19 protein-coding genes are annotated in these 20,070 nt (G+C 61.1%); 1 reads left to right on the forward strand and 18 read right to left on the reverse strand.

Going from position 1 to position 20,070, the window contains the following annotated elements; translation table 11 throughout:
* Positions 1-4: 4 nt before the first annotated feature.
* The gene (locus DSM14862_RS18930; protein ID WP_007121367.1) at positions 5-877 is read right to left on the reverse strand and encodes an NAD(P)-dependent oxidoreductase; all 873 of its coding nucleotides are present in this window, start codon (positions 875-877) and stop codon (positions 5-7) included.
* A gap of 180 nt (positions 878-1,057) precedes the next feature.
* On the opposite strand from DSM14862_RS18930, the gene DSM14862_RS18935 reads away from it, so the two are divergent.
* Positions 1,058-2,554: an aldehyde dehydrogenase family protein gene (locus DSM14862_RS18935; RefSeq protein ID WP_243254622.1), complete on the forward strand. Its 1,497-nt coding sequence runs from the start codon at positions 1,058-1,060 to the stop codon at positions 2,552-2,554.
* A 38-nt stretch (positions 2,555-2,592) separates the two neighbouring features.
* Here the strand turns inward: DSM14862_RS18935 and DSM14862_RS18940 are convergent, their stop codons facing one another.
* The 17 genes from DSM14862_RS18940 to DSM14862_RS19020 form a co-directional block, all read right to left on the reverse strand.
* Entirely contained in the window at positions 2,593-3,876 is a 1,284-nt protein-coding gene (locus DSM14862_RS18940; RefSeq protein WP_243254623.1) for a TRAP transporter large permease, read from the reverse strand.
* Positions 3,869-4,387 carry a TRAP transporter small permease gene (locus DSM14862_RS18945; RefSeq protein WP_007121377.1) on the reverse strand — a complete coding sequence of 173 codons (519 nt, stop codon included), beginning with the start codon at positions 4,385-4,387 and terminating at the stop codon, positions 3,869-3,871. The genes DSM14862_RS18940 and DSM14862_RS18945 overlap by 8 nt, the downstream gene beginning before the upstream one ends.
* 66 nt (positions 4,388-4,453) lie before the next feature.
* Positions 4,454-5,437, reverse strand: coding sequence for a TRAP transporter substrate-binding protein (locus DSM14862_RS18950; RefSeq protein WP_007121376.1), 984 nt, complete (start codon positions 5,435-5,437; stop codon positions 4,454-4,456).
* Positions 5,438-5,552: 115 nt separating this feature from the next.
* Entirely contained in the window at positions 5,553-6,458 is a 906-nt protein-coding gene (locus DSM14862_RS18955) for an HAD-IIA family hydrolase (protein WP_007121375.1), read from the reverse strand.
* Complete coding sequence (gene phnE, locus DSM14862_RS18960) at positions 6,455-7,264, reverse strand: phosphonate ABC transporter, permease protein PhnE (RefSeq protein WP_007121374.1); 810 nt, start codon at positions 7,262-7,264, stop codon at positions 6,455-6,457. The genes DSM14862_RS18955 and phnE (DSM14862_RS18960) overlap by 4 nt, the downstream gene beginning before the upstream one ends.
* Entirely contained in the window at positions 7,261-8,055 is a 795-nt protein-coding gene (gene phnE / locus DSM14862_RS18965; protein ID WP_007121373.1) for a phosphonate ABC transporter, permease protein PhnE, read from the reverse strand. The genes phnE (DSM14862_RS18960) and phnE (DSM14862_RS18965) overlap by 4 nt, the downstream gene beginning before the upstream one ends.
* Positions 8,052-8,825, reverse strand: coding sequence for a phosphonate ABC transporter ATP-binding protein (phnC, locus tag DSM14862_RS18970; RefSeq protein WP_243254624.1), 774 nt, complete (start codon positions 8,823-8,825; stop codon positions 8,052-8,054). Before phnC ends, phnE (DSM14862_RS18965) begins: the two co-directional genes overlap by 4 nt.
* A 54-nt stretch (positions 8,826-8,879) precedes the next feature.
* Positions 8,880-9,860: a phosphate/phosphite/phosphonate ABC transporter substrate-binding protein gene (gene phnD / locus DSM14862_RS18975; protein WP_007121237.1), complete on the reverse strand. Its 981-nt coding sequence runs from the start codon at positions 9,858-9,860 to the stop codon at positions 8,880-8,882.
* Positions 9,861-10,048: 188 nt separating this feature from the next.
* A complete protein-coding gene (locus tag DSM14862_RS18980) occupies positions 10,049-10,762 on the reverse strand; it encodes a FadR/GntR family transcriptional regulator (protein WP_007121236.1) in 714 nt (237 codons plus the stop codon).
* The gene (locus DSM14862_RS18985; protein WP_007121235.1) at positions 10,759-11,601 is read right to left on the reverse strand and encodes a sulfite exporter TauE/SafE family protein; all 843 of its coding nucleotides are present in this window, start codon (positions 11,599-11,601) and stop codon (positions 10,759-10,761) included. Before DSM14862_RS18985 ends, DSM14862_RS18980 begins: the two co-directional genes overlap by 4 nt.
* Before the next feature lie 4 nt (positions 11,602-11,605).
* Positions 11,606-12,367: a DUF1028 domain-containing protein gene (locus tag DSM14862_RS18990; protein WP_007121234.1), complete on the reverse strand. Its 762-nt coding sequence runs from the start codon at positions 12,365-12,367 to the stop codon at positions 11,606-11,608.
* 3 nt (positions 12,368-12,370) lie between these two features.
* A complete protein-coding gene (locus tag DSM14862_RS18995; RefSeq protein ID WP_007121233.1) occupies positions 12,371-14,164 on the reverse strand; it encodes a gamma-glutamyltransferase family protein in 1,794 nt (597 codons plus the stop codon).
* A gap of 11 nt (positions 14,165-14,175) precedes the next feature.
* The gene (locus DSM14862_RS19000) at positions 14,176-15,075 is read right to left on the reverse strand and encodes an ABC transporter permease (protein WP_007121232.1); all 900 of its coding nucleotides are present in this window, start codon (positions 15,073-15,075) and stop codon (positions 14,176-14,178) included.
* Positions 15,075-16,019, reverse strand: a complete 945-nt coding sequence (locus DSM14862_RS19005; protein WP_007121231.1) for an ABC transporter permease — start codon at positions 16,017-16,019, stop codon at positions 15,075-15,077. Before DSM14862_RS19005 ends, DSM14862_RS19000 begins: the two co-directional genes overlap by 1 nt.
* A 67-nt stretch (positions 16,020-16,086) precedes the next feature.
* Positions 16,087-17,601: an ABC transporter substrate-binding protein gene (locus tag DSM14862_RS19010; protein ID WP_243254625.1), complete on the reverse strand. Its 1,515-nt coding sequence runs from the start codon at positions 17,599-17,601 to the stop codon at positions 16,087-16,089.
* Between the two features lie 41 nt (positions 17,602-17,642).
* A complete protein-coding gene (locus DSM14862_RS19015; RefSeq protein ID WP_007121339.1) occupies positions 17,643-18,752 on the reverse strand; it encodes an ABC transporter ATP-binding protein in 1,110 nt (369 codons plus the stop codon).
* The gene (locus tag DSM14862_RS19020; RefSeq protein ID WP_007121338.1) at positions 18,749-19,756 is read right to left on the reverse strand and encodes an ABC transporter ATP-binding protein; all 1,008 of its coding nucleotides are present in this window, start codon (positions 19,754-19,756) and stop codon (positions 18,749-18,751) included. Before DSM14862_RS19020 ends, DSM14862_RS19015 begins: the two co-directional genes overlap by 4 nt.
* Positions 19,757-20,070 lie beyond the last annotated feature (314 nt).

The following is a 20,070-nucleotide window of genomic DNA, read 5'->3' on the forward strand; positions in this document are numbered from 1 at the left end:
ACCCTCAACCCTTGCGGAAATGCTGAACCAGTTCAGGTACATAGGCTTCGCCCGCGCCCTTTTCGACGACCTTAGACAAGGCGCTGTAAACCCCGTCGGCAATCTCAACCTGCGCACCTGCTTGGGCAGACATCTGGCGGTAGTAGTCAAAGTCTTTCAGCGCATTGCTGATCGCAAAGGGCAGCGCCTCGCGGTTGCCGTTTACGATGAAGGGCGACAGCCGATCAAGCGCGACACTGGCACCGCCGCCATTGGCCAAAACATCCACGAAACTTTGCGGATCAATGCCTGCATCTGCTGATTGCGCGGCGGCTTCGGCGAGCAGGGACATGAAGCCTACAGAGACATAGTTGTGCAGAAGTTTCAGGCGGTGGCCTGCGCTGACCTCTCCCACATGTTTGACCTCTTCGGTGAAGGAGGCGAGCACCGGAGAGACTTTCTCAACCACCGCCGCGTCCCCCCCGACCAGTAGGTTCAGCTTCCCCTCATGGGCGAATTGCGCGGTGCGGGTCATCGGTGCGTCGACGAAATCGCCCCCCGCCGCTTTGACCGCTTCGGCCATCTTCAGCGTCGAGGCGGGCAGGGAGGTGGAGCAATCGACCACAACCGCGCCGGGCTTTAGCCCCGCGATCACACCGCCCTCGCCAGTCAGGATCGCTTCGACCTGCGGGGAGCCGGTGACACAGAGAATGATCACGTCGGAAGCAGTGGCGAGATCGCTCAGACTGTCGAAGGCTGTGGCCCCCAGACCGTCCAACTCATCAGTCGACTGGTTGCCGGGATGGTCGAAATAGCCAAGCGCAAAACCACCACGCCGCATCACGTTGCGGGCAATGCCATGGCCCATCAGGCCGACACCGATCATACCGATTTTCATGGATTTTCCTTCGCCTGCCACCGCCACCTCTGTGCGCGGTTCCCATGGGGAAAGGTCTACCGCGCGGCCTGCCACGGTGCAACGCAGATGAGGCGGATTTTCTCGGCCAAACAGGGCTTTGTATATTTGAAACCGACACAACGGTTGATAGGAATGACCCATTGATTGAATGAGGCTGATATGACCCTGACCTTCGACCCCCACCAGATCGCCGAGACCCTCTACCACGGGCAGTTCTGTCCGATGTTCATCGACGGCAAGGATGTGCCCGCGCTGTCGGGGGAGGTGCTGAATGTGATCGATCCCGCCTCGGGCCGGGCGCTGGCGACGGTACCGCGTGGTGGGGCCGAGGATGTCGATGCAGCCGTCGCCGCCGCGCGCCGGGCGTTTGAGGGGGAGTGGTCAACCTTCACGCCCTACGACCGGCAAGAGGTGCTCTTGCGCATCGCCGATGTGATGGAGCGGGATTGGGAGAAGCTCTGCGTCTCTGACACCGCCGACATGGGCCTGCCGTTGGCGCGGACCTTGGGCAACAAACGCCGAGTGATCGGGATGCTGCGGTTCTACGCGGGCCAGGCTGTGGCGCTGCACGGCGATGTGATTGAAAATTCGGTCTCGCAGTCGATGTTCTCTTTCACCACGCGTGAGCCGGTGGGCGTGGTGGGGGCGATCATCCCTTGGAACGCGCCCACGGCGGCCTCGATCTGGAAGATCGCCCCAGCATTGGCGACGGGCTGTACCGTCGTTCTAAAACCTTCCGAAGACGCGCCGCTGACCCCGTTGCTGATCGCGCGATTGATGCAAGAGGCAGGTGTGCCCGATGGGGTGGTCAACGTGGTCACTGGCACGGGGCGCGAAGCGGGCGCGCGTCTGGCCGAGCATCCGGACGTCAACAAGGTGGTCTTCACCGGCTCGACCGCCACGGGCAAGACAATCGCCCGCGCCGGGGTCGAAAACCTTAAGCGGATCACGCTGGAACTGGGGGGGAAATCTCCGCTGATCATCTGCAAGGATGCCGATATCGATAAGGCCGTGCCGGTGGCGGCAATGGCGGTCTATGCGCATTCGGGGCAAATTTGCATCGCGGGCTCGCGGCTGTTCGTGGCGCGAGAGATTCAGGATGAGTTCATCGAGAAGCTGGCCGCCTTTGCACGTGGGCTGAAGATCGGACACGGCTTGGACGACGGCACGGACCTCGGCCCGCTGATCAATGCCGTGCAGGCTGAGAAGGTCGAGGGCTATATCGCTGCGGGCAAAGCCGAAGGCGCGCGGCTGGTCACCGGCGGCGCGCGGCCCGAGGGGGAGAGCTATGCCGGGGGTAACTTCCTTGAACCGGTGATTTTTGCCGACGTGACCGACGACATGACCATCGCGCGCGAAGAGATTTTTGGCCCCGTCATCTCGGTCCTGCCTTTCGACACGATGGAAGAGGTGATCGCGCGGGCCAATGCGACGCCCTATGGTTTGGCGGCGGGCATCTTTACGCGCGACCTCAGCACAGCGCACCGGACGGTGAAGCGCCTCAAGGCAGGCTCGGTCTGGGTGAACATGTACCACGCGATTGATCCCGCGGTGCCGTTTGGTGGGCTGAAGATGTCTGGCTATGGCAAGGAAGGCGGGATCGAGCACCTTCATGCGTATTTAGATACAAAGGCGGTATGGATCCAAACGGAATGATTTGAACGCCGCCCGGCCTCACCGCCGGGCGGGCCATTTTAGAAGCCACTGATTTTCGGCAGCCAAGTGCTAATCGCTGGCACAAAGGTCAGCAGCATCAGCACCAAAAAGTTCGCCAAAAAGAACGGCGGCATTTCACGGATCAGCGCAGCGGGGCGCAGGTTCACCGCCGAAGATACCACGAAAATCAAGCTCCCCACCGGCGGCGTTGTCAGCCCAAGCGTCAGGTTCACGATCACCACAATCGCAAAATGATCCGGCGCAATGCCGAGCGCGTGGCTGATCGGCGCCAAGATCGGCACCAAGATCATCACCCCCGGCAGCGGGTCCATGAATAGCCCAAAGAGCAGCAGCAACACGTTAACCGCCAAGAGGAACAAGATCGGCGACAACTCCCATGAAATGATCGTCTCGGCCAGAAACTGCGGCACGCCTTCGATCACCAGAACCCATGCAAAGGCCCGCGCGGCGCCAAGGATTAAAAGCACTGCCGAAGAGATTAGCGCGGCGCGCAGGATCAGGCCGGGCAGATCGCGCAGATGCAGCGCGCGGTAGACAAAGAACCCGCAGAAAAGCGCATAGAACACCGCGATGACCGACGCCTCAGTCGGGGTGAAGATGCCGCCGCGAATGCCACCGACGATCAGCACGATCAGCCCAAGCGCAGGCAGCGCCATGAAGGTATTGCGCCACATCTGCGCTCGGTCGGGCCGCGCCTCATCGCTGCGGTAGTCGCGTTTCCAACTGACCCACCCATTGGCGGCAAGGCTGCCAACGGCGAGCAAAAGCCCCGGAATGACACCCGCCATGAACAGCGATCCGACGGACACTTCCTGATCCTGCAATGCGTAGATAATCATCACGATCGACGGTGGTATAATCGGCCCAACCACGGCCGACGAAATCGTCAGCGCCCCGGCATAGGGCCGGTCATAGCCGCCTTTTTCCATCATACGGATCATCATCGCCCCCGGTCCGGCGGCATCCGCCAAAGCAGAGCCAGAGATCCCCGCGAACATCGTCGAGGAAATCACATTGGCATAGCCCAACCCGCCGCGCAGATGGCCGACAAACTGGGCGGCAAAGCGCAGCAGAGTGTGGGTGATCGCGCCGCCGGTCATAATCTCAGCGGCAAGGATGAAAAAGGGAACCGCCAGCAGGGGGAAGCTGTCGAGACCCGAGAACATCTCTTTCACCACGACGATCTGCGGATAGGAGCTTCCCAGGCCAATCGCCGCGAAGACCGAGATCGCCATGGCGAAGGCCACCGGCAGCCCCAGCACCATCAGGACAAAAAGCGACAGGAACAGAATTTCAGCCATTGGCGGCCCCCGGCATGCTCTCGGTCTCGCAGTTGGCGTGGTGGTAGTGACCCGCCATAATGAATGACTTGGCGATGATCAGCAGATGGACGATCAGCAGAATGAAACCCACCGGCATGGCAGCATAGACATAGCGAAATGACAGCCGCAGCGCGGGGGACATTTGATATTGCGCGCGCTGCATGTAGTCCCAGCCGACCTGCACCATATAAGCAAAGAAAAACAACAAAATCGCGACGATCGCTGCGCGCAATATCCGCTGGGTCCGGGTGCTCATCACATCATGTAAATTGGTAATCGCGACGTGGCCGCCCTGCCGCAGGGCGAGACCTGCGCCGAGGAATGTCATCCAAATCATTAGATAGCGGGCAACCTCATCAGACCATGACAGCGAATGATTGGTGCTGAACCGTAGGGCGACATTGGCCCCAACGACCAAGACCATCCCCGTCAAGCAAGCGATCACCACGGCGGCATTCAACCTGACGAATAGCTGTTCCAATCTGCGCATGGTTTTCCTTCCCGTGCAAAACGGCCGGAAGCGCTGCTCCCGGCCGTTTTTCGAATGTTGTCGCGCTTACTCAGTCGCGGCGATCTGGTCGATCAGCTCTTTACCGTAGGTCTCATAGTAGCCTTCATAGGCGCTCTCGATCGAGGCGCGGAAGGTCGCCTTTTGCTCTTCGGTCAGCTCGTTGACTTCCATGCCGCGCTCTTTCAGCGTCGCGACGCCGCTTTGCTCGACATCATCGACGAAGCCGCGCATGGCAGCCACAGCCTCGGTCGCGCCCTTCTCAAAAGCGGCCTTGTCTTCGTCCGAAAGACCTTCCCAGAAGGGTTTGCTGACCAGCAACATCGCGGGCGAATACACATGGCCCGACAGCGTCAGATACTTCTGCACTTCGTCCAGCTTGACTGACACGATCACCGACAGCGGGTTTTCCTGCCCATCGATGGTGCCTTGCTGTAGCGAGCTGATGACCTCGGGCCATGCCATTGGCGTTGGCGCAGCACCGGCGGCGTTGAAGGCATCAAGGTGCACCGGGTTTTCCATGGTGCGCAGCTTCATGCCTGCGATATCTTCAGGGTTCTCAATCGCGTTGCGGTTGTTGGTGATGTGGCGGAAACCCTGCTCACCCCACGCCAGCGCTACCATGCCCGCGCCGTCAAACTCGGCAAGGATATCTTGGCCGATTGGGCCGTCGAGCACGCGGCGCGCGTGGTCAAGGCTGCGGAACAGGAAGGGAATGTCGGTCACGCCGGTGGCGGGGACAAAGTTGCTGAGCGTGCCGGTGGAGACGATGGTCGCCTCAACAGTGCCAAGCTGCAAACCTTCGACCACTTCGCGCTCACCGCCCAGGCCGGAGGATGGGAAATGGCGGAAGCTGAACTTCCCGTCGGTCTCAGCTTCGACGACTTCCTGCCACTTCTGCGCCGCGACGCCGTAGTGGCTGTCGGGGGCAAGGGCATAGCCGATTTTCACTTCGGTTTGCGCGCTCAGTGCTCCTCCGGTGAGTGCGGCCAAAGTGGCGATAATTGCCGTGGGCTTCGTGATTTTGAACATTTTGTATCCTCCAGCGAACTTATTAACAAGGTCATGAAAACTGCTAGCGGCGGATCGTTAAAATGGCAATGGGGTGGAAGCGCTTTGTAGACAATGTTTCCCCAGTCTGGGGCGCCTAAATCTCCCTAACGATATGATCGGGCGTGATACCAGAGCCCCTGATTGCCGCGCCAACGTCCAAGCCTAAAAGAGAGCCGTGACCGGTGACCAGCGCCGTGGCAAAGCCTGCCTGCGCACCGCCAAGAATGTCGGTGTGAAGCGTGTCGCCGACCATCAGCACGCGGGCAGGGTCGATGGTGCTGCGTCGCGCGAGGGCGAGTTCGAAAATATCCGGAAAGGGCTTGCCGCAGAAATGCACCGGGACACCGGTCGCGTCGATCAACCGATGCGCGAACCAGCCGGGTTCAAGCGACAGACCATCTTCGCGCGGCGCAACAAGATCGGGGTTGCCGACGAAGACGGGCCGGGGGTGGCGGGCGAGGCTGGTCTCGAGCAGCAGTTGTCTCGCGTCGGTCCAGCCGTCTGCACCGACCAGAAGGAAACCTTCAACCTGCTCATAGACCTTAGGATTATCTGCCAAAACGGTCGCGCCAAGTGCCGCGAACTCTGCCATGTCCTTGACGGGGTTAAGCATCACACCCCAGTGCCGCCTAGGCTCTTCCGCCACGCGGTCAAGCAGTGCGTCGCGACTTGTAAACACCTCATCATGCGTAAAATCGAACCCGAGCCGCGCGTAACGCTCCATCATATGCGCCTTGGGGTAGGCGGCGGAGTTCGACACGACCGAGACTGCCTTGCCCATGGCGCGCAGGGCCGCGATGGTCTCGGCGGCACAGTCGATCGCTGTCTCGCCAACATTCAACACGCCGTAAGCATCGAACAAGATCAGGTCATAGGGGGCGATAATGTCGAGAAAACGTGCTGCCTCCTCACCCGCTCCATGCTTGTCACAAGTAGGCAGGCGGGGGCGCAGGCGCTGGTATTCGGCCAGCGCCTGCGCGGGATCGATCCCGACACTCACAAGATGCGGCGGCGCAGATAAGCCGAGATGACCTCGCCGATAATCACCAGCACGATGATCGCGATGAGGATCGTGGCGACCTCGGGCCAGTTAAAGGTGTCGATAGCCCCTTGCAGGATGATCCCGATGCCGCCCGCGCCGACGAGGCCCAGAACGGTGGATTCGCGCAGGTTGATGTCCCACCGCAGGATCGCCACAGCCCAGAAGGTCGGCATGACTTGGGGCACGATGGCATAGGCGATGACCTTGAAACGCGACGCGCCTGTGGCCTCCAACGCCTCGACAGGGCGTTTGTCGATCTCTTCGATCGCCTCGCCCAGCAATTTGCCGACAAAGCCGATGGAGCGGAACATGATCGCAAGGATGCCGGCGACCACGCCGGGGCCAAAGATCGCCACGAAGAGCAGCGCCCAGATGATCGTATTCACCGAACGCGAGGTCACGAGGATCAGCCGCCCGAGCCAAAGCGTGGCGCGATTAGGCGTGGTGTTCTGCGCGGCGATATAGGCCACCGGCAGTGACAGGATCACGGCGAAGCTCGTGGCGAAAGTGGCGATGTTCACCGTGTCCCAAAGCACTTTGAGAATGGTCTCAAGGTTGCTGGGGTCGGGCGGATACATGCGGCCAAAGAGGTCACCAATTTGCTCCGGCGCGCCCCAGACCCAAGGCCAGATGACCTCGATTGAGGTCAGCGCCCATGCGATGGCCAGCGCACAGCCAAAGATCACGGCATAACGCGTCATACGTTGGCGCAGGGTGAAGCGGGTCCAGTCGTCGCGACCGAATTTCTCTGCCAGGGTCGTCATTGGATGCGCTTTCTGATCACGCCACTGACGGCTTCGGAGACGAGGATCACCCCGACGATGACCATGGTGATGGCAAGGGCGAAGTCGTAGTCATAACGCCCGAAAGCGTTGGCGAGCGTCGCCCCAATGCCGCCGGCGCCAACGATGCCCACCACCGCCGAGGCGCGCAGATTGCTGTCGAGTTGGTAGATTGTGAGGCCGATCTGGCGCGGCATGATCTGCGGGAAGATTGCGTAGCTCAGGGTAGAGAAATAGGGCGCACCCGCGGCGCGCATTGCTTCGACTTGGCCGAAGTCGATCTCTTCGATGCGCTCAGCCAGCATCTTGGCGACGAAGCCGATGGAGTATACGATCAGCGTCAGAACGCCTGCGAAGGGGCCGAAGCCCACGGCTTTAACGAAAAGGATCGCCACGATTACCGGGTGGAAACTGCGCGCCACGATGATGATCGCGCGGCCCAGATAGAAGATCGGCTTTGGGGCCACATTGCGCGCCGACATAAAGGCGATGGGGATCGACAGTAGCACCCCGCCCGCCGTGGCGAGAATGGCAATCTTCAGGCTTTCGAGAAAGCCGTCGATCAGCAGGCCGGAGCGTTCAAAGCTGGGCGGAAAGGCCCCGCCAAAAATGCGCCCGGCGCGGCCCAGCCCTTCGGCCACGCGGTTCCAATCGATCGGCATGGTCAGACCGACCCAACCGAAATAGGCGATGGCGCCCAAGATCACCGCCCACCGCAGGACCGGGTTGGCGATGAAGGGCGGCCTTTTCCATGTATCGCGGGGGGCGCTCATGCGGCGGCCCCATCTTTGGCGCGGTCCGCATGGGGGCTGCCTGCATAGATTTGATCCATCGCCGCTTGGTCCAACTGCGCGGGCACGTCGTCGAAGATGATCCGGCCATAGCGCATGCCGACGATGCGGTCGGTGTATTCCTTGGCCTCGGTCACGTTGTGAATGTTGATTAGGACAGGCAATTTCAACTCGCCCGCCAGATCGCGCAAGAGGCCCATGATCTGCTCGGAGGTCTTTGGGTCAAGCGATGCGGTCGGTTCATCGGCCAGTAGAATGTCGGGGTCTTGCATCAGGGCGCGAACCACGCCGACACGCTGGCGCTCACCGCCCGATAGTTGGTCGGCGCGGGTGTTGGCGTATTGAGCGATGCCAACACGTTCCATCAGTTCGAAAGCGCGGCGAATGTCTTCTTTGGGATAGCGGCGGGTCACGGCTGACCATGTTGAGATATAGCCCAAACGGCCCGACTGCACGTTCTCCATCACGGTCAGACGGTCGACAAGGTTGAACCCCTGAAACACCATGCCGATCTTGCGCCGCGCCGCGCGCAGGTTTTTGCCGCGCAGGTTGGTGAGTTCGGTGCCGTTCAGCACAATCGACCCCGAAGTCGGCTCCACCAATCGGTTGATGCAGCGCAGCAGCGTGGATTTGCCCGCGCCCGATGAGCCGATGATCGACACGACGCTTTCGCCCTCAATCGTCAGGTCGAGGTTCTTCAGCACCGGATCACCGCTGCCATAGCGCTTCACGAGGTCGGTAATTTTCAACATGTAGGATACCTTGTGTGCAGGGCCGACCCATTGGCCGGCCCCGACGTTAAACGATTATTCGGCGGCGAGACCTTGGGGCGTGTACTCGACACCGTTCGCCTTTTGGATCTGACGGATGACCGCCCATTGATCTTTGTAGGTGATCGGGACGAACTTGCTCACGCCCGCGAATTCCTCACCCAGTGCGGTGCCTTCGAAGTCGAAGGAGAAGAACGCTTCCTTGATCTTGTCCTTCAGCTCGGGCGCGAGGTCATGTGCCACGCCGTAAGAGGTTGTCGGGAAGGGGTCGCTTTCCCAGATGATGCGCACCTCCTCGGGGTCGTAGAGACCACGCTCGGCCATGCGGTCCACCACTTCGGAGGCCACCGGGGCCGCGTCATAGTCGCCTGCGACAACACCCAGCATAGACTGATCGTGGCTGCCCGAATAGGTCACTTCGTAGTCCTGATCCGGCACAACACCCAGATCGGGGAAGAGCGCGCGCGGCGCTTGGTTGCCGGAGTTCGACGTGGGCGAAGTATGCGCGATGCGCTTACCCGCGAGATCTTTCATCTCTTTGATGTCGCTGTCGGCTTGGGTGTAGACCTGAAGCTTATAGCCGAACTGACCGTCATCCGCGCCCATGATGGCGAAAGGCTCGACGCCCGCGAGGTTCACAGCAAATGGGGTCGGCCCGGTGGAGAAACCAGCGATATGCAAACGACCCGAGCGCATGGCTTCAACCTCGGCGGAGTTCGACTGCACGGCGAAGAACTGCACGTCCTTGCCGGTGACCTCTTCGAGATGGTCGATGAAGGGGGTCCAAATGTCTTCGTAGATGGCCGGGTCTTCGACGGGGGTATAGGCGAAAACCAGTGTTGAAGGGTCTTTCAACATTTCGGGATCGGTGGGCGCATCGGCGACCAGATCACCATCGGCATCGCAGAACATCTTGTCCAAGGTGCCGCGCTCGCAGTCTTCTTGCGCGAAGGCGAGCCCGCCGGTGAATGTGAAGGCCGCGGTGAGACCTGCGGCGAATAGGTATTTGTGAGACATTGCGTTCTCCTCCCTGAGAATCCACGCATCTGGCGCGGAATACAATAATGCGCAGATACGAACATCGAACAGTTTCGTTTGCAAGCTATACTGGTGCGTGGTCGGACTATTTTGTCACAAAGCCGTCACGCCCACCGGGAGAATGAGGGGCGCGCCCGAGCGTGATTTAACCTGTCGAAACGGGGGCTTCAGAGATCAATTTCGATCTTGCGCACCCGGTCGCGCAGCAGGGTTTTGGAAACCGTGAGCAAATGCTGTTCCATCGCCGAGGCTGCGCCGAGAGAGTCGCGCCGCGCAATGGCGTCGTTCAGCGTCATATGCTGCTCACCAAGGATCTGGAGTGTTTCGGGCGCGTGATAGGTGCGGCGGCGTGAGGTCCAAGCCACTTCGCGGCGGACTGCGCGGATGGATTCGTAGACGGTAAGAAACAGCGGATTTCGGGCCATCTCGGCGATCTTATAGTGGAACATGTCATCCGCGGCTTCATAGGCGTCCGGGTCGCTGAGGTTCAGCGTGGCGCGCATCAACTGATCCAAGCGCTCGATCTCTTGCGGGCGGGCGCGGTCGGCGGCGAGGGCAGCAAGGGCGGGTTCGACCTCAAGGCGCACTTCCATCACGTCGCTTGGCGTCACCTGCCGTGCGAGGTGGCGCAGGCTGTCGGCATTGGTGGCAGGGGGCGGCGTGGCGAAAGTGCCTTGACCATGACGGCGGTAGATCGTGCCATCCTCTTGCAGCAGGCCAAGCGCCAACCGCAGCCGCGCGCGGCTCACCCCGAAATGTTCCGCCAGTGCCCGCTCGGGCGGCATGCGCCCGTCGTTCAAGATATCCCCCTGTCGGATCGCCCCGCGCAGCCGTTCGGCCAATTCGTCTTCTCTTGGGGCGGTCTGGGGGTTTTGGTTCATGACTTGGAAAACGCTTCGAATAGATCAAACAACATACGCAGTGATGTTATCATCAGGAAAATTCCGAAGGCAAACCGAAGCGCGCGGCGCGGGATGCTATGTGCCAATTTCACACCGACATGGGCAAAGCTGCTGGTCAGCGGGATGATGATCGCCGCAGCGGCAAGGTTCACATAGCCAAGTGAGAAAGGCGGCAGCCCCTCGGCCCCGAGCCCGGTCAGCGCATAGACCACCGCACCGGGCAGCCCGATGATAAAGCCAATCGCGGCAGAGGTGCCAACGGCGCGGCGGATGTCATAGCCCAGAAAGTTCAGCAACGGCACGCCGATGGTGCCCCCTCCAATGCCCATCATCGCCGAAAGCCCGCCCGTGATCACGCCGAGAACGGCCCAGATCGGTTTGGCAAAGCCGCGCGGCGTGGGGTCGTCCTTCGTTTTACGAAAGATCATGTCGATGGCGACGAGGGCTGCGACGGTGGCAAAGACAGCAACCAGGATCAGCCCCGAGACATAGCCCCCCAAAAGCGCGCCGATGACAACGCCAACCAAAAGCGAGGGCGCCCAGAGTTTCAGCAAGTCCATATCAATCGCGCCGCGTTTGAAGTGGCCATAGCCCGAAGACAGCGAGGTAAAGACAATGGTCGCAAGCGAGGTGCCAACGGCTACCTGCATTGTAATCGCCGGGTCCATCCCCGCCGTCGACAGGGCAAGATAGAGCGCAGGGACAATCACGATGCCACCGCCCACGCCAAGCAGACCCGCAAGGATACCGCCAAAAATACCGGCGGTCACCGCAATAGCGAGGAGGGGCAGAAGCTGGCCAAAATCGAGCGCGTTCATCGGGTTAATCTTTCTTTATCTCTAAATCTGTCGCCAGTGACCGGCTGGGTTTCCCCGCTGCCTTGCGTGCCTCTTCGGCCTGCGTGATGGCTGCATCAATGGGGCCGCGGTCCGAGGTGCCTGAGAAATTCTCAAGGCTCGGCATCGCCTCGGCCACATGCAGATAGCGCTCACCTGCGACCTCAAGCAGCCGGTCTAGTTCGCTGAGTGGATCGCCGTGATCGTCGACGCGCAGGTCGAGATAGGCGTGGTCCTGCCCGCGGTGGATCACCAGCCCCGCCGCTTGACGCCCGCGCTTGTCGCCGCCCGCCTCTTCGCCCGCACGCATGGCAGCGAGCAGACGCTCGGCCATCGGCAGATCACTGCGGGCGGCATAGGTTTCAAACGTGGCCTCCACCACCTCCGGCCCGGTCAGCATATTGCCTGCGACGGAATGCATGTCGCCGACGCGGTGCCCGGCCCAATCGACGCAGCCCACGCCGGTGTGGGCCGCGAAATTCCCATCCGCGTCGAGCATGTGGCACTGGCGGATATCGCGTCCCGCGTCGCGTGCGGCGAATTCCTTCAGCAGCGCTTCGGCAGGGTCGCCGCCTTCCAACATGCGCCGGCCTTCGGTCCCCCAAAGCGGGTTCACGAAAGCCTGCGTCGCCACTGCAACACGGCGTCCGATATAGGGCACGGCAGCCCCGCAGGCGAAAAAGCGGCTGGCGACGGCGATGCCGATCTCTTTGGTGTCGGGGTCACGGGCGATGATGGAATAGGTCATGGGTCAACGTCCTACGGCATAGGCCTGCATGAGGCGGGGGGTCGCGGCGGCCTGAAGGCTGCCATCGGGGTGGCGCAGCGCGGCGGTCATGCGCCCCACTGACCACGGCTCGGCCACGGTGACGATATGGCCCCGCGCGCGCAGCCCGTCGATGACCGCAGGCCCGACATTGGGTTCGATCATCATCTCGCCGGGCAGGGCCTGGCGGGGGAAGAAGCTACTTTGGAAATGCATGGTATGGAACAACGGCGCGTCCATGCCTTCTTGCAGGTCGAGCCCGTGATGCACAAAGCGCAGGAACCAGATCAGTTGCCATTGGTCCTGTTGGTCGCCACCCGGTGTGCCAAAGACCAACTGCCGCCCGTCCGAATGTTCGGCAAAGGAGGGGGTCAACGTGGTGCGCGGACGCCGACCGGGGGCGAGGGAGGTGGGCAAACCGCGTTCAAGCCAAAACATCTGCGCGCGCGAGTTCAGCGGAAAGCCAAGCCCCGGCACGACCGGATTGCTTTGCAGCCACCCGCCCGAAGGCGTGGCCGAAACCATATTGCCCCAACGATCGATCACATCAAGATGCACAGTATCGCCGCGCTTCTCGGTCAGATGCGCCATGGTGGGCTCTTGGGGGGCGGCATTCTTGATGCCGAAATCACGGGCAGCGCGTTCGATATAACGCTCGGCCAGATGCTCCAGCCCCGCAATCACGCCGGGGCGTTGCTCAAGCGAAGCATTCCCATTGACCAGCTTCGCGCGTTCCGCGTTATAGGCGTCAGAGAGCAGCTCTTCCATTGGGATGATGCTCTGTTCTGGGTCGCCGTAATAGGCCTCGCGGTCGGCATAAGCGAGTTTCATCGCCTCGATCACCGTATGGGTAAAGGAGGCGCCCATCGGGTCCATTGCGGCAAGATCGAAATGTTTGAGGATGGCGAGGGTCTGCAAAAACACAGGCCCCTGCGACCATGCGTGGGTCTTATGCACCGTCCAGCCGTGGTACTCATAGCTGAGCGTGTCTTCATAGCTGGCCTGCCATTTGGCCATGTCCTCGCGCGCCAGCAGGGCGCTGTTCTTTTGCTCTGACACGTCATGCACGCAGGCGTCGTCGAGGTAGTCAAAGATCGCATCCGCCACGAAACCTTCGGACCAGATCCTCCGCGCGGCCTCGATCTGCGTTGCGCGGTCCTCGCCTGCGGCTTCGGCGTCGATTACCAACCGTTCATAGGTGGCGGCCAGATCGGGATTTTTGAAGTTGGCGTTTGGCTCAGGGGCCTTGCCACCCGGCGTCCACACGGCGGCGGAGGTGGGCCATTCGGCGGCGAAATACTCGGCCAGCCCCTTGATGGTGTTCGACACGCGCGGCAGCACCGGGTGGCCGTCGCGGGCATAGTCGATCGCCGGTTGCAGCACATCGCGCAGGCCCATCGTGCCATGGTCGCGCAGCATCAGCATCCAGCCGTCAAAGGCACCGGGCACCACTGTCGACAAAAGGCCCGAGCCGGGGATCAGTTTGAGCCCCAGCTCCTCGAAATGCTCTAGCTTGGCCGCGGCGGGGCTGACGCCTTGGGCGCAGACGACCTTGGTTTCTTTCTTCTCCGCGTCGTGAAAGATGATCGGCAAATCGCCAGCTGGGCCGTTCAAATGCGGCTCGACCACCTGCAAAACGAAACCCGCAGCCACGGCGGCGTCAAAGGCATTGCCGCCTTTTTCCAAAATGCCGAAACCGACGGTCGAGGCAATCCAATGGGTCGAGGTGGTGACACCGAAGGAGCCTCGGATCTCGGGGCGGGTGGTAAAGGTGGTCATGTCGTCTCCGGTCAGTGTTCGCGCGGGTCCAGCGCATCGCGCAGCCCATCGCCAAGAAGGTTAAAGCCAAGCACAACCATAAAGATCGCGATGCCGGGCCAGAGCGCCATCCAAGGCGCTTGATTGAGGAAGTTTTTCGCCGTGTTCAGCATTGATCCCCAAGAGGGGGACGGCGGCTGTTGGCCGAGGCCAAGAAACGACAGCGACGCTTCGGCGATGATCGCGGTCGCTACGGTCAGCGTGGCCTGCACCAGCACGGGTGGCAGGACGTTAGGAAAGATATAGCGGCGCAAGATGCGCGGCGTGCTGAGACCAATGGCGCGCGCGCTTTCGACGTAATCTTCGGCAGCGACACTTAGCACCTGACCGCGCGTCAGACGGATAAAGACCGGCGTGGCCGAGATGCCGATAGCGATCATGGCGTTGGTCAGGCTTGGCCCCAAAAAGGCCGCCAGGGCGATGGCAAGGATCAAGAAGGGTGCAGCCAGCAGAGCTTCGGTGCAGCGTGAAATCACCGCATCGGTCCAACCGCCAAAATAGCCCGCGATGATGCCCAATGGCACGCCAAGGCCAAGCGCGATGGCGACCGAAACGACACCCGCCAGCAAAGAGGCCTGCGCCCCCCAGATCAGACGCGACAGCACATCGCGGCCCAATTCATCGGTGCCTAGCCAATGCGCCGCCGAGGGCGCTTTGCGCACCGCGCCCCAATCGGTCGCAGAGGGGTCGGGGATCGGAAGAATGGGCGCCAGCAATGCAATAGCGCAGAAGAATACCACCAGCACCCCGCCCAGCATGGCACTGCGATGGTTGCGAAACTTTTTCCAGACGCGGTTTTCAGGGCGTGCCGAGAGGACGGGATCAGCGGCGCTTTCGGCGTCAATGGTGATGGGTGTGGCAGGTTGAGCCATTATTGCTTCCTCAGGCGGGGGTTCAGCAGCACATAGGCGACATCGGCCAGCAGGTTCATAAAGATAAAGCCGACAGCGGTGACCAGCACGATCCCCTGCACCACGGCGTAATCGCGGTTGAATACAGCATCGACCACAAGCTTGCCAAAGCCGGGAATGGTGAAGATTTGCTCAGTTAGCACGGCCCCGGCGATCAGCTCACCAAAGAGCAGGGCGGTCAGGGTAACGATCGGTGTCAGCGCGTTGCGAAAGGCGTGTTTCAGGATCACTTTGCGCTCAACCAGACCCTTGGCGCGGGCGGTGCGGACGTAATCACTGCTCATCACACTCAGCATGGCGGAACGGGTGTGACGCATCAGCGTCGCGGCAAGCGCCGTGCCCAGCACGAAGGCGGGCATCAGCATGACGGTGATTGAGCGAATGGGGTCTTCGCTCAGCGGCACATAGCCAGAGGCGGGCAACAGTTTCCATTTCACCGACACCAGCAGGATCAGCATGATGCCAAGCCAAAAGTTAGGGATCGACAGGCCCGACAGGGCCACGACATTGGCGATATAGTCGGTGACAGTTCCCTTCTTGACGGCAGAGAAGATGCCCGCAGGGATGCCAATCACCATGGCAAAGATCATCGCCATCGTCGCCAGCTGGATCGTCACGGGAAGTTTCTGTCCGATTAGCTCCAGCACCGGCTGGTTGGTGCGCAGCGAGATGCCCAGATCCCCGGTCAGCGCGTTGCCGATCCAAGTGAAGTATTGCACTGGAATGGGATCGTTTAGGCGGTATTTCTCGCGCAGAAATTCCAGCACCTGCGGGTCGCGTTCTTCGCCGGCCATGGCCAGCACCGGATCGCCCGGCAGCAGCTTTTGCAAGGTAAAGACAAAGACCGAGATCAGGATGATCGTCGGGATCGCGATCACCAGTCGGCGCAGGATGAAGGACAGCATTTTAAAACGTCTCGCTCAGAGGGAGGGACACCGCCGGGACCAGCCCGGCGGTGCGGATGAAGAAGGTTTAGCTTTCTTCTTTTTTCATACCTTCAAGGCGGATCATGCCATCAGGATAGGGGGTGAAACCGGAGATGCCGGAGTCCAGCGCCCAGATCCACGTCTCGTGGTAAAGGTACACGATCGGCATCTCGTCGTTCAGGATGGCCCGTGCGGCGGTGTAGCTTTCGCGGCGCGTGTCCTGATCGTTGGACTTGCGCGCCTTGTCGAGCAGCTCATCCACTTCCGGGTTAGAGTATTTAGAATCGTTGATGCCGCCTTCGGTGGTCATGAACTGGTGGATGTTGCCATCCGGGTCCACGCGACCAGACCAACCGATTTGGCTCGCCTGATAATCGCCCGCAGATTGGTCGGCCAGCAGGGTGGCGAATTCCTTGGAGGTGATTGAGATGTTGATCCCCGCCTCAGCCGCCATGGATTGCACGACCTGCATCAGTTGCAGCGGGATCGTGGTGTTGGGCACCTGCACCTCAAGGTTGATGCCATCGGCAAAGCCCGCTTCGGCCAGCAGCGCTTTGGCCTTCTCTACGTCACGCTCGGGCACGGCGAAATCGGTGCTGTACCAAGGGGAGTTTGGCGGGAAGGGCTGGTTGCCCGCGGCGAATGCGCCGTTAAAGACGACCTGATTGATCGCCTCACGGTCCACCGCATAGCTTAGCGCTTGGCGCAGACGCTTGTCGTTGCCCCAAGGGTTGTCGCCCTTGTCGCCGTTGGCCACGTTGATCGTGATGCCCTGATAGCCCAGCGACACGGCGCTTTCGACTTGGATGCCATCATCGGCTTCGGCCTGCGCCAGATCGGTCGCGGCCAGACGCTCAATCATGTCGACGTCACCCGATTGCAGGTTTGCCAGACGCACGGTGGTGTCGGGGATCGGCAGGTAGGTCACGGTATCGAAGTGGTATTCGTCGGCGTTGTAATAGTCGGCGAATTTTTCCAGCACGATGCGGTCTTGAGCTACGCGCTCTTTGAACTGGTAAGGGCCCGAGCAGACCGGCGCGAGGCCAAAGTCATCGCCAGCCGCTTCGGCGGCGGTGGGGGAGACCATCATGCCCGCGCGGTCAGCCAGTTGGGCCATCAGCGTAGCGTCGGCATCGGCGAGATCAAAGCGGATTTCGTGGCTGCCCAGCACTTCAACACCGGTGATCGAGCTCAGCTCGGACTTGCGGCGCGAGGTCTCTAAGTTCTGGCTGCGGTCGATGTTGGCGGCCACGGCTTCGGCATTGAAAGGCGTGCCATCGTGGAAGACCGCATCGTCGCGCAGCTTCATGGTCAGTTGCTTGCCGTCCTCGGAAAAGGACCACTCGGTGGCCAACTGCGGGATGATCTCAAGGCCGGGCGTGATGTCCACCAGCTTGTCGCACAGCGACGTATAGACGATCCGCCCCACAAAGGTGCGCGACTGGTCGGGGTCCAGCACATCGGCATCCGATTGCAGCGCGATGCGCAGGTCAGCCGCTTGAGCGCCGAGGGTCGTGGCCCCCAAAAGCGCGGCGGCAAGGGTCATTTTGGTCAGTGTCATATCGAACTCTCCTGTCGTTTCATTTGGTCTGGTTCAGCCTGTTATTGTTGGTCTTGGCGGGGGCGGAGTGTTGTCCGGTCCCGCATGGCATCTTCGTAAAGCGCAAAGCGCGCGGCGGCACCGGGGGCACGTTCGGGCACATCGGCAAGGCCAATATCCGGCGTGGCGGCGGCGATCTCTTCGAAATAGTGGCAGGCGGCGATATGGCCGTTGCCGGCATCGGCTTCGCGCAGGGCAGGCGGCTCGCTCGCGCAGCGCTCTTTGGCATAGGGGCAGCGGGTGTGAAAGCGGCAACCCGAGGGCGGGTTTGCGGGGCTGGGCATCTCGCCCTCAAGCGCCGTCTGGGGCGTGCGCGCACCATGGGCGGCCACCGGAATGGCCGACAGAAGGGCGCGGGTATAGGGGTGACGCGGGTGGTTGTAGACCGTGTCAACATCGCCCTGTTCGACGATCTGCCCCAGATACATCACCGCCACGCGGTCGCTCATGTGGCGGATCACGGCCAGATCATGCGCGATGATGACCAGCGTGAGACCCAACTCATCGCGCAGATCGCTTAAAAGGTTGATCACCTGCGCTTGCACCGACACGTCAAGCGCCGAGACGGGTTCATCCCCGATCACCAGCTTGGGAGCCGAGGCCAGCGCGCGGGCGATCCCTATCCGCTGGCGCTGACCGCCGGAAAACTCATGCGGATAACGTTCGGCGTGTTCGGGGCGCAGCCCAACTTTGGCCAGCAGTTCTGCCACTTTGCCGCGCCGATCAGCGGCGGACATTTTCGGGAAATGCGTCTCCAGTGGTTCGCCGACCAGCTTGCCGACACTCATGCGCGGATTCAGCGAGGAAAAAGGATCTTGAAAGATGAACTGCATGTCGCGGCGGAGCGCCGTCAGATCACGCCCAGCGAGGCTGCGCACGTCAGCACCGTCAAACTGCACATCGCCCTCGGTCGGCGTCAGCAGTCGCATCAAGAGCCGCGCGAGGGTGGATTTGCCGCAGCCGGACTCGCCGACGATGGCAAATGTCTCTCCACGCCGCACGTCGAAGGACACGCCGTCGACGGCCTTCACGGTGCCGCTTGCAGCCAGCATGCCGCCGCCAGTCTTGAAGTGTTTTTTCAGCGCGCGCGCCTTGAGGATATGGTCGCTCATGCGCTCTGCTCCAGATGGGTTTCCAGCGGGGCGAAGTGACAGGCCACGGCGTGCCCGCCCTCAAGCGGGGCAAGCGGCGGCTCCTTGGCGCAGACCGGCTGTGCAAAGGGACAGCGCGTGGCAAATCGGCAGCCTTCGGGCATATTCTGCGTCGTCGGCACCATGCCCGGCACGGTGGCCAAACGCCCACGCGGACCGCTCAGCTGCGGGATCGAAGACATAAGGCCGATTGTGTAGGGGTGCTGCGGATCGTTAAAAATACGCTCCGCCGGACCGGTTTCGACAATGGTGCCGGCATACATGACGGCCACGGTATCAGCGATTTCGGCGACGACGCCGAGGTCATGGGTGATCATGATCGTGCCCATGTCGGTCTCGGCCTGAAGGTCGCGGATCAATTCCAAAATCTGCGCCTGAATGGTCACATCAAGCGCGGTGGTCGGCTCATCTGCGATCAGTAGTGCGGGGTCGTTCACCAGCGCCATGGCGATCATCACCCGCTGGCGCATTCCGCCCGACAGCTGGTGCGGATAATCCCGCATCCGCTTTTCCGGCGCGGGAATGCCGACCCGCTTGAGGATCGCCAGTGCCTTATCCTCGGCCTCGGATTTGCTGGCATCGCTATGGGCCAGCACGGCTTCGGCAATCTGGTCGCCAATGCGGAACGCAGGGTTGAGCGAGGTCATCGGCTCTTGAAAGATCATCGTCATCCGGCTGCCGCGCAGCTTGCGCATTGCCCTGTGATCCGCAAGGTCGAGCTTTTGCCCCTCAAAGATCATTTCCCCCGACCGGATCGTCGCAGCACCTGCAGGCAAGAGCCCCATCATCGCCAATGAAGTCACGCTTTTGCCGCAGCCGCTTTCTCCGACAACGCAGAGCGTCTTGCCGGGGCTGACCGAGAAATTGACGTGATTGATCTGGTCGCTCGGCAGGCCACGAAAGCGCAAGCTGAAGTCGCGCACTTCGAGTAAAACCTTGTCGGAACCGGTGTCAGGGTTGGGCAATGGACCGCTTTCTTAAACCAATATGAGATTGGTCGAGTATGCGGTTGCATGTTTCTCGCTGTCAATCCGGGGATTTCAGTTTTTAAAAGAGTCCTTTCCGCTCAATCTGTTGCGTCGGTTTGAGCCTGTTGTTTCCGCGGTTCAGCTTAATTTTTAAGCGATTTTTCAAGGCTATCTGCGCGTTCAACTGGAAAGGACGGCACCCGGTTGAGAGCGCGGACGGTATTTGTGAAAGGATGAATTGAGGGGGGTGGGAGCGCTTTCTCCGCGACAGCGCTATTGAAGGGCGGTCGATTTATTGCTTTATCAAAAGG

The sequence above is a fragment of the Sulfitobacter indolifex genome, from assembly GCF_022788655.1.
GTDB classification, from domain to species: domain Bacteria; phylum Pseudomonadota; class Alphaproteobacteria; order Rhodobacterales; family Rhodobacteraceae; genus Sulfitobacter; species Sulfitobacter indolifex.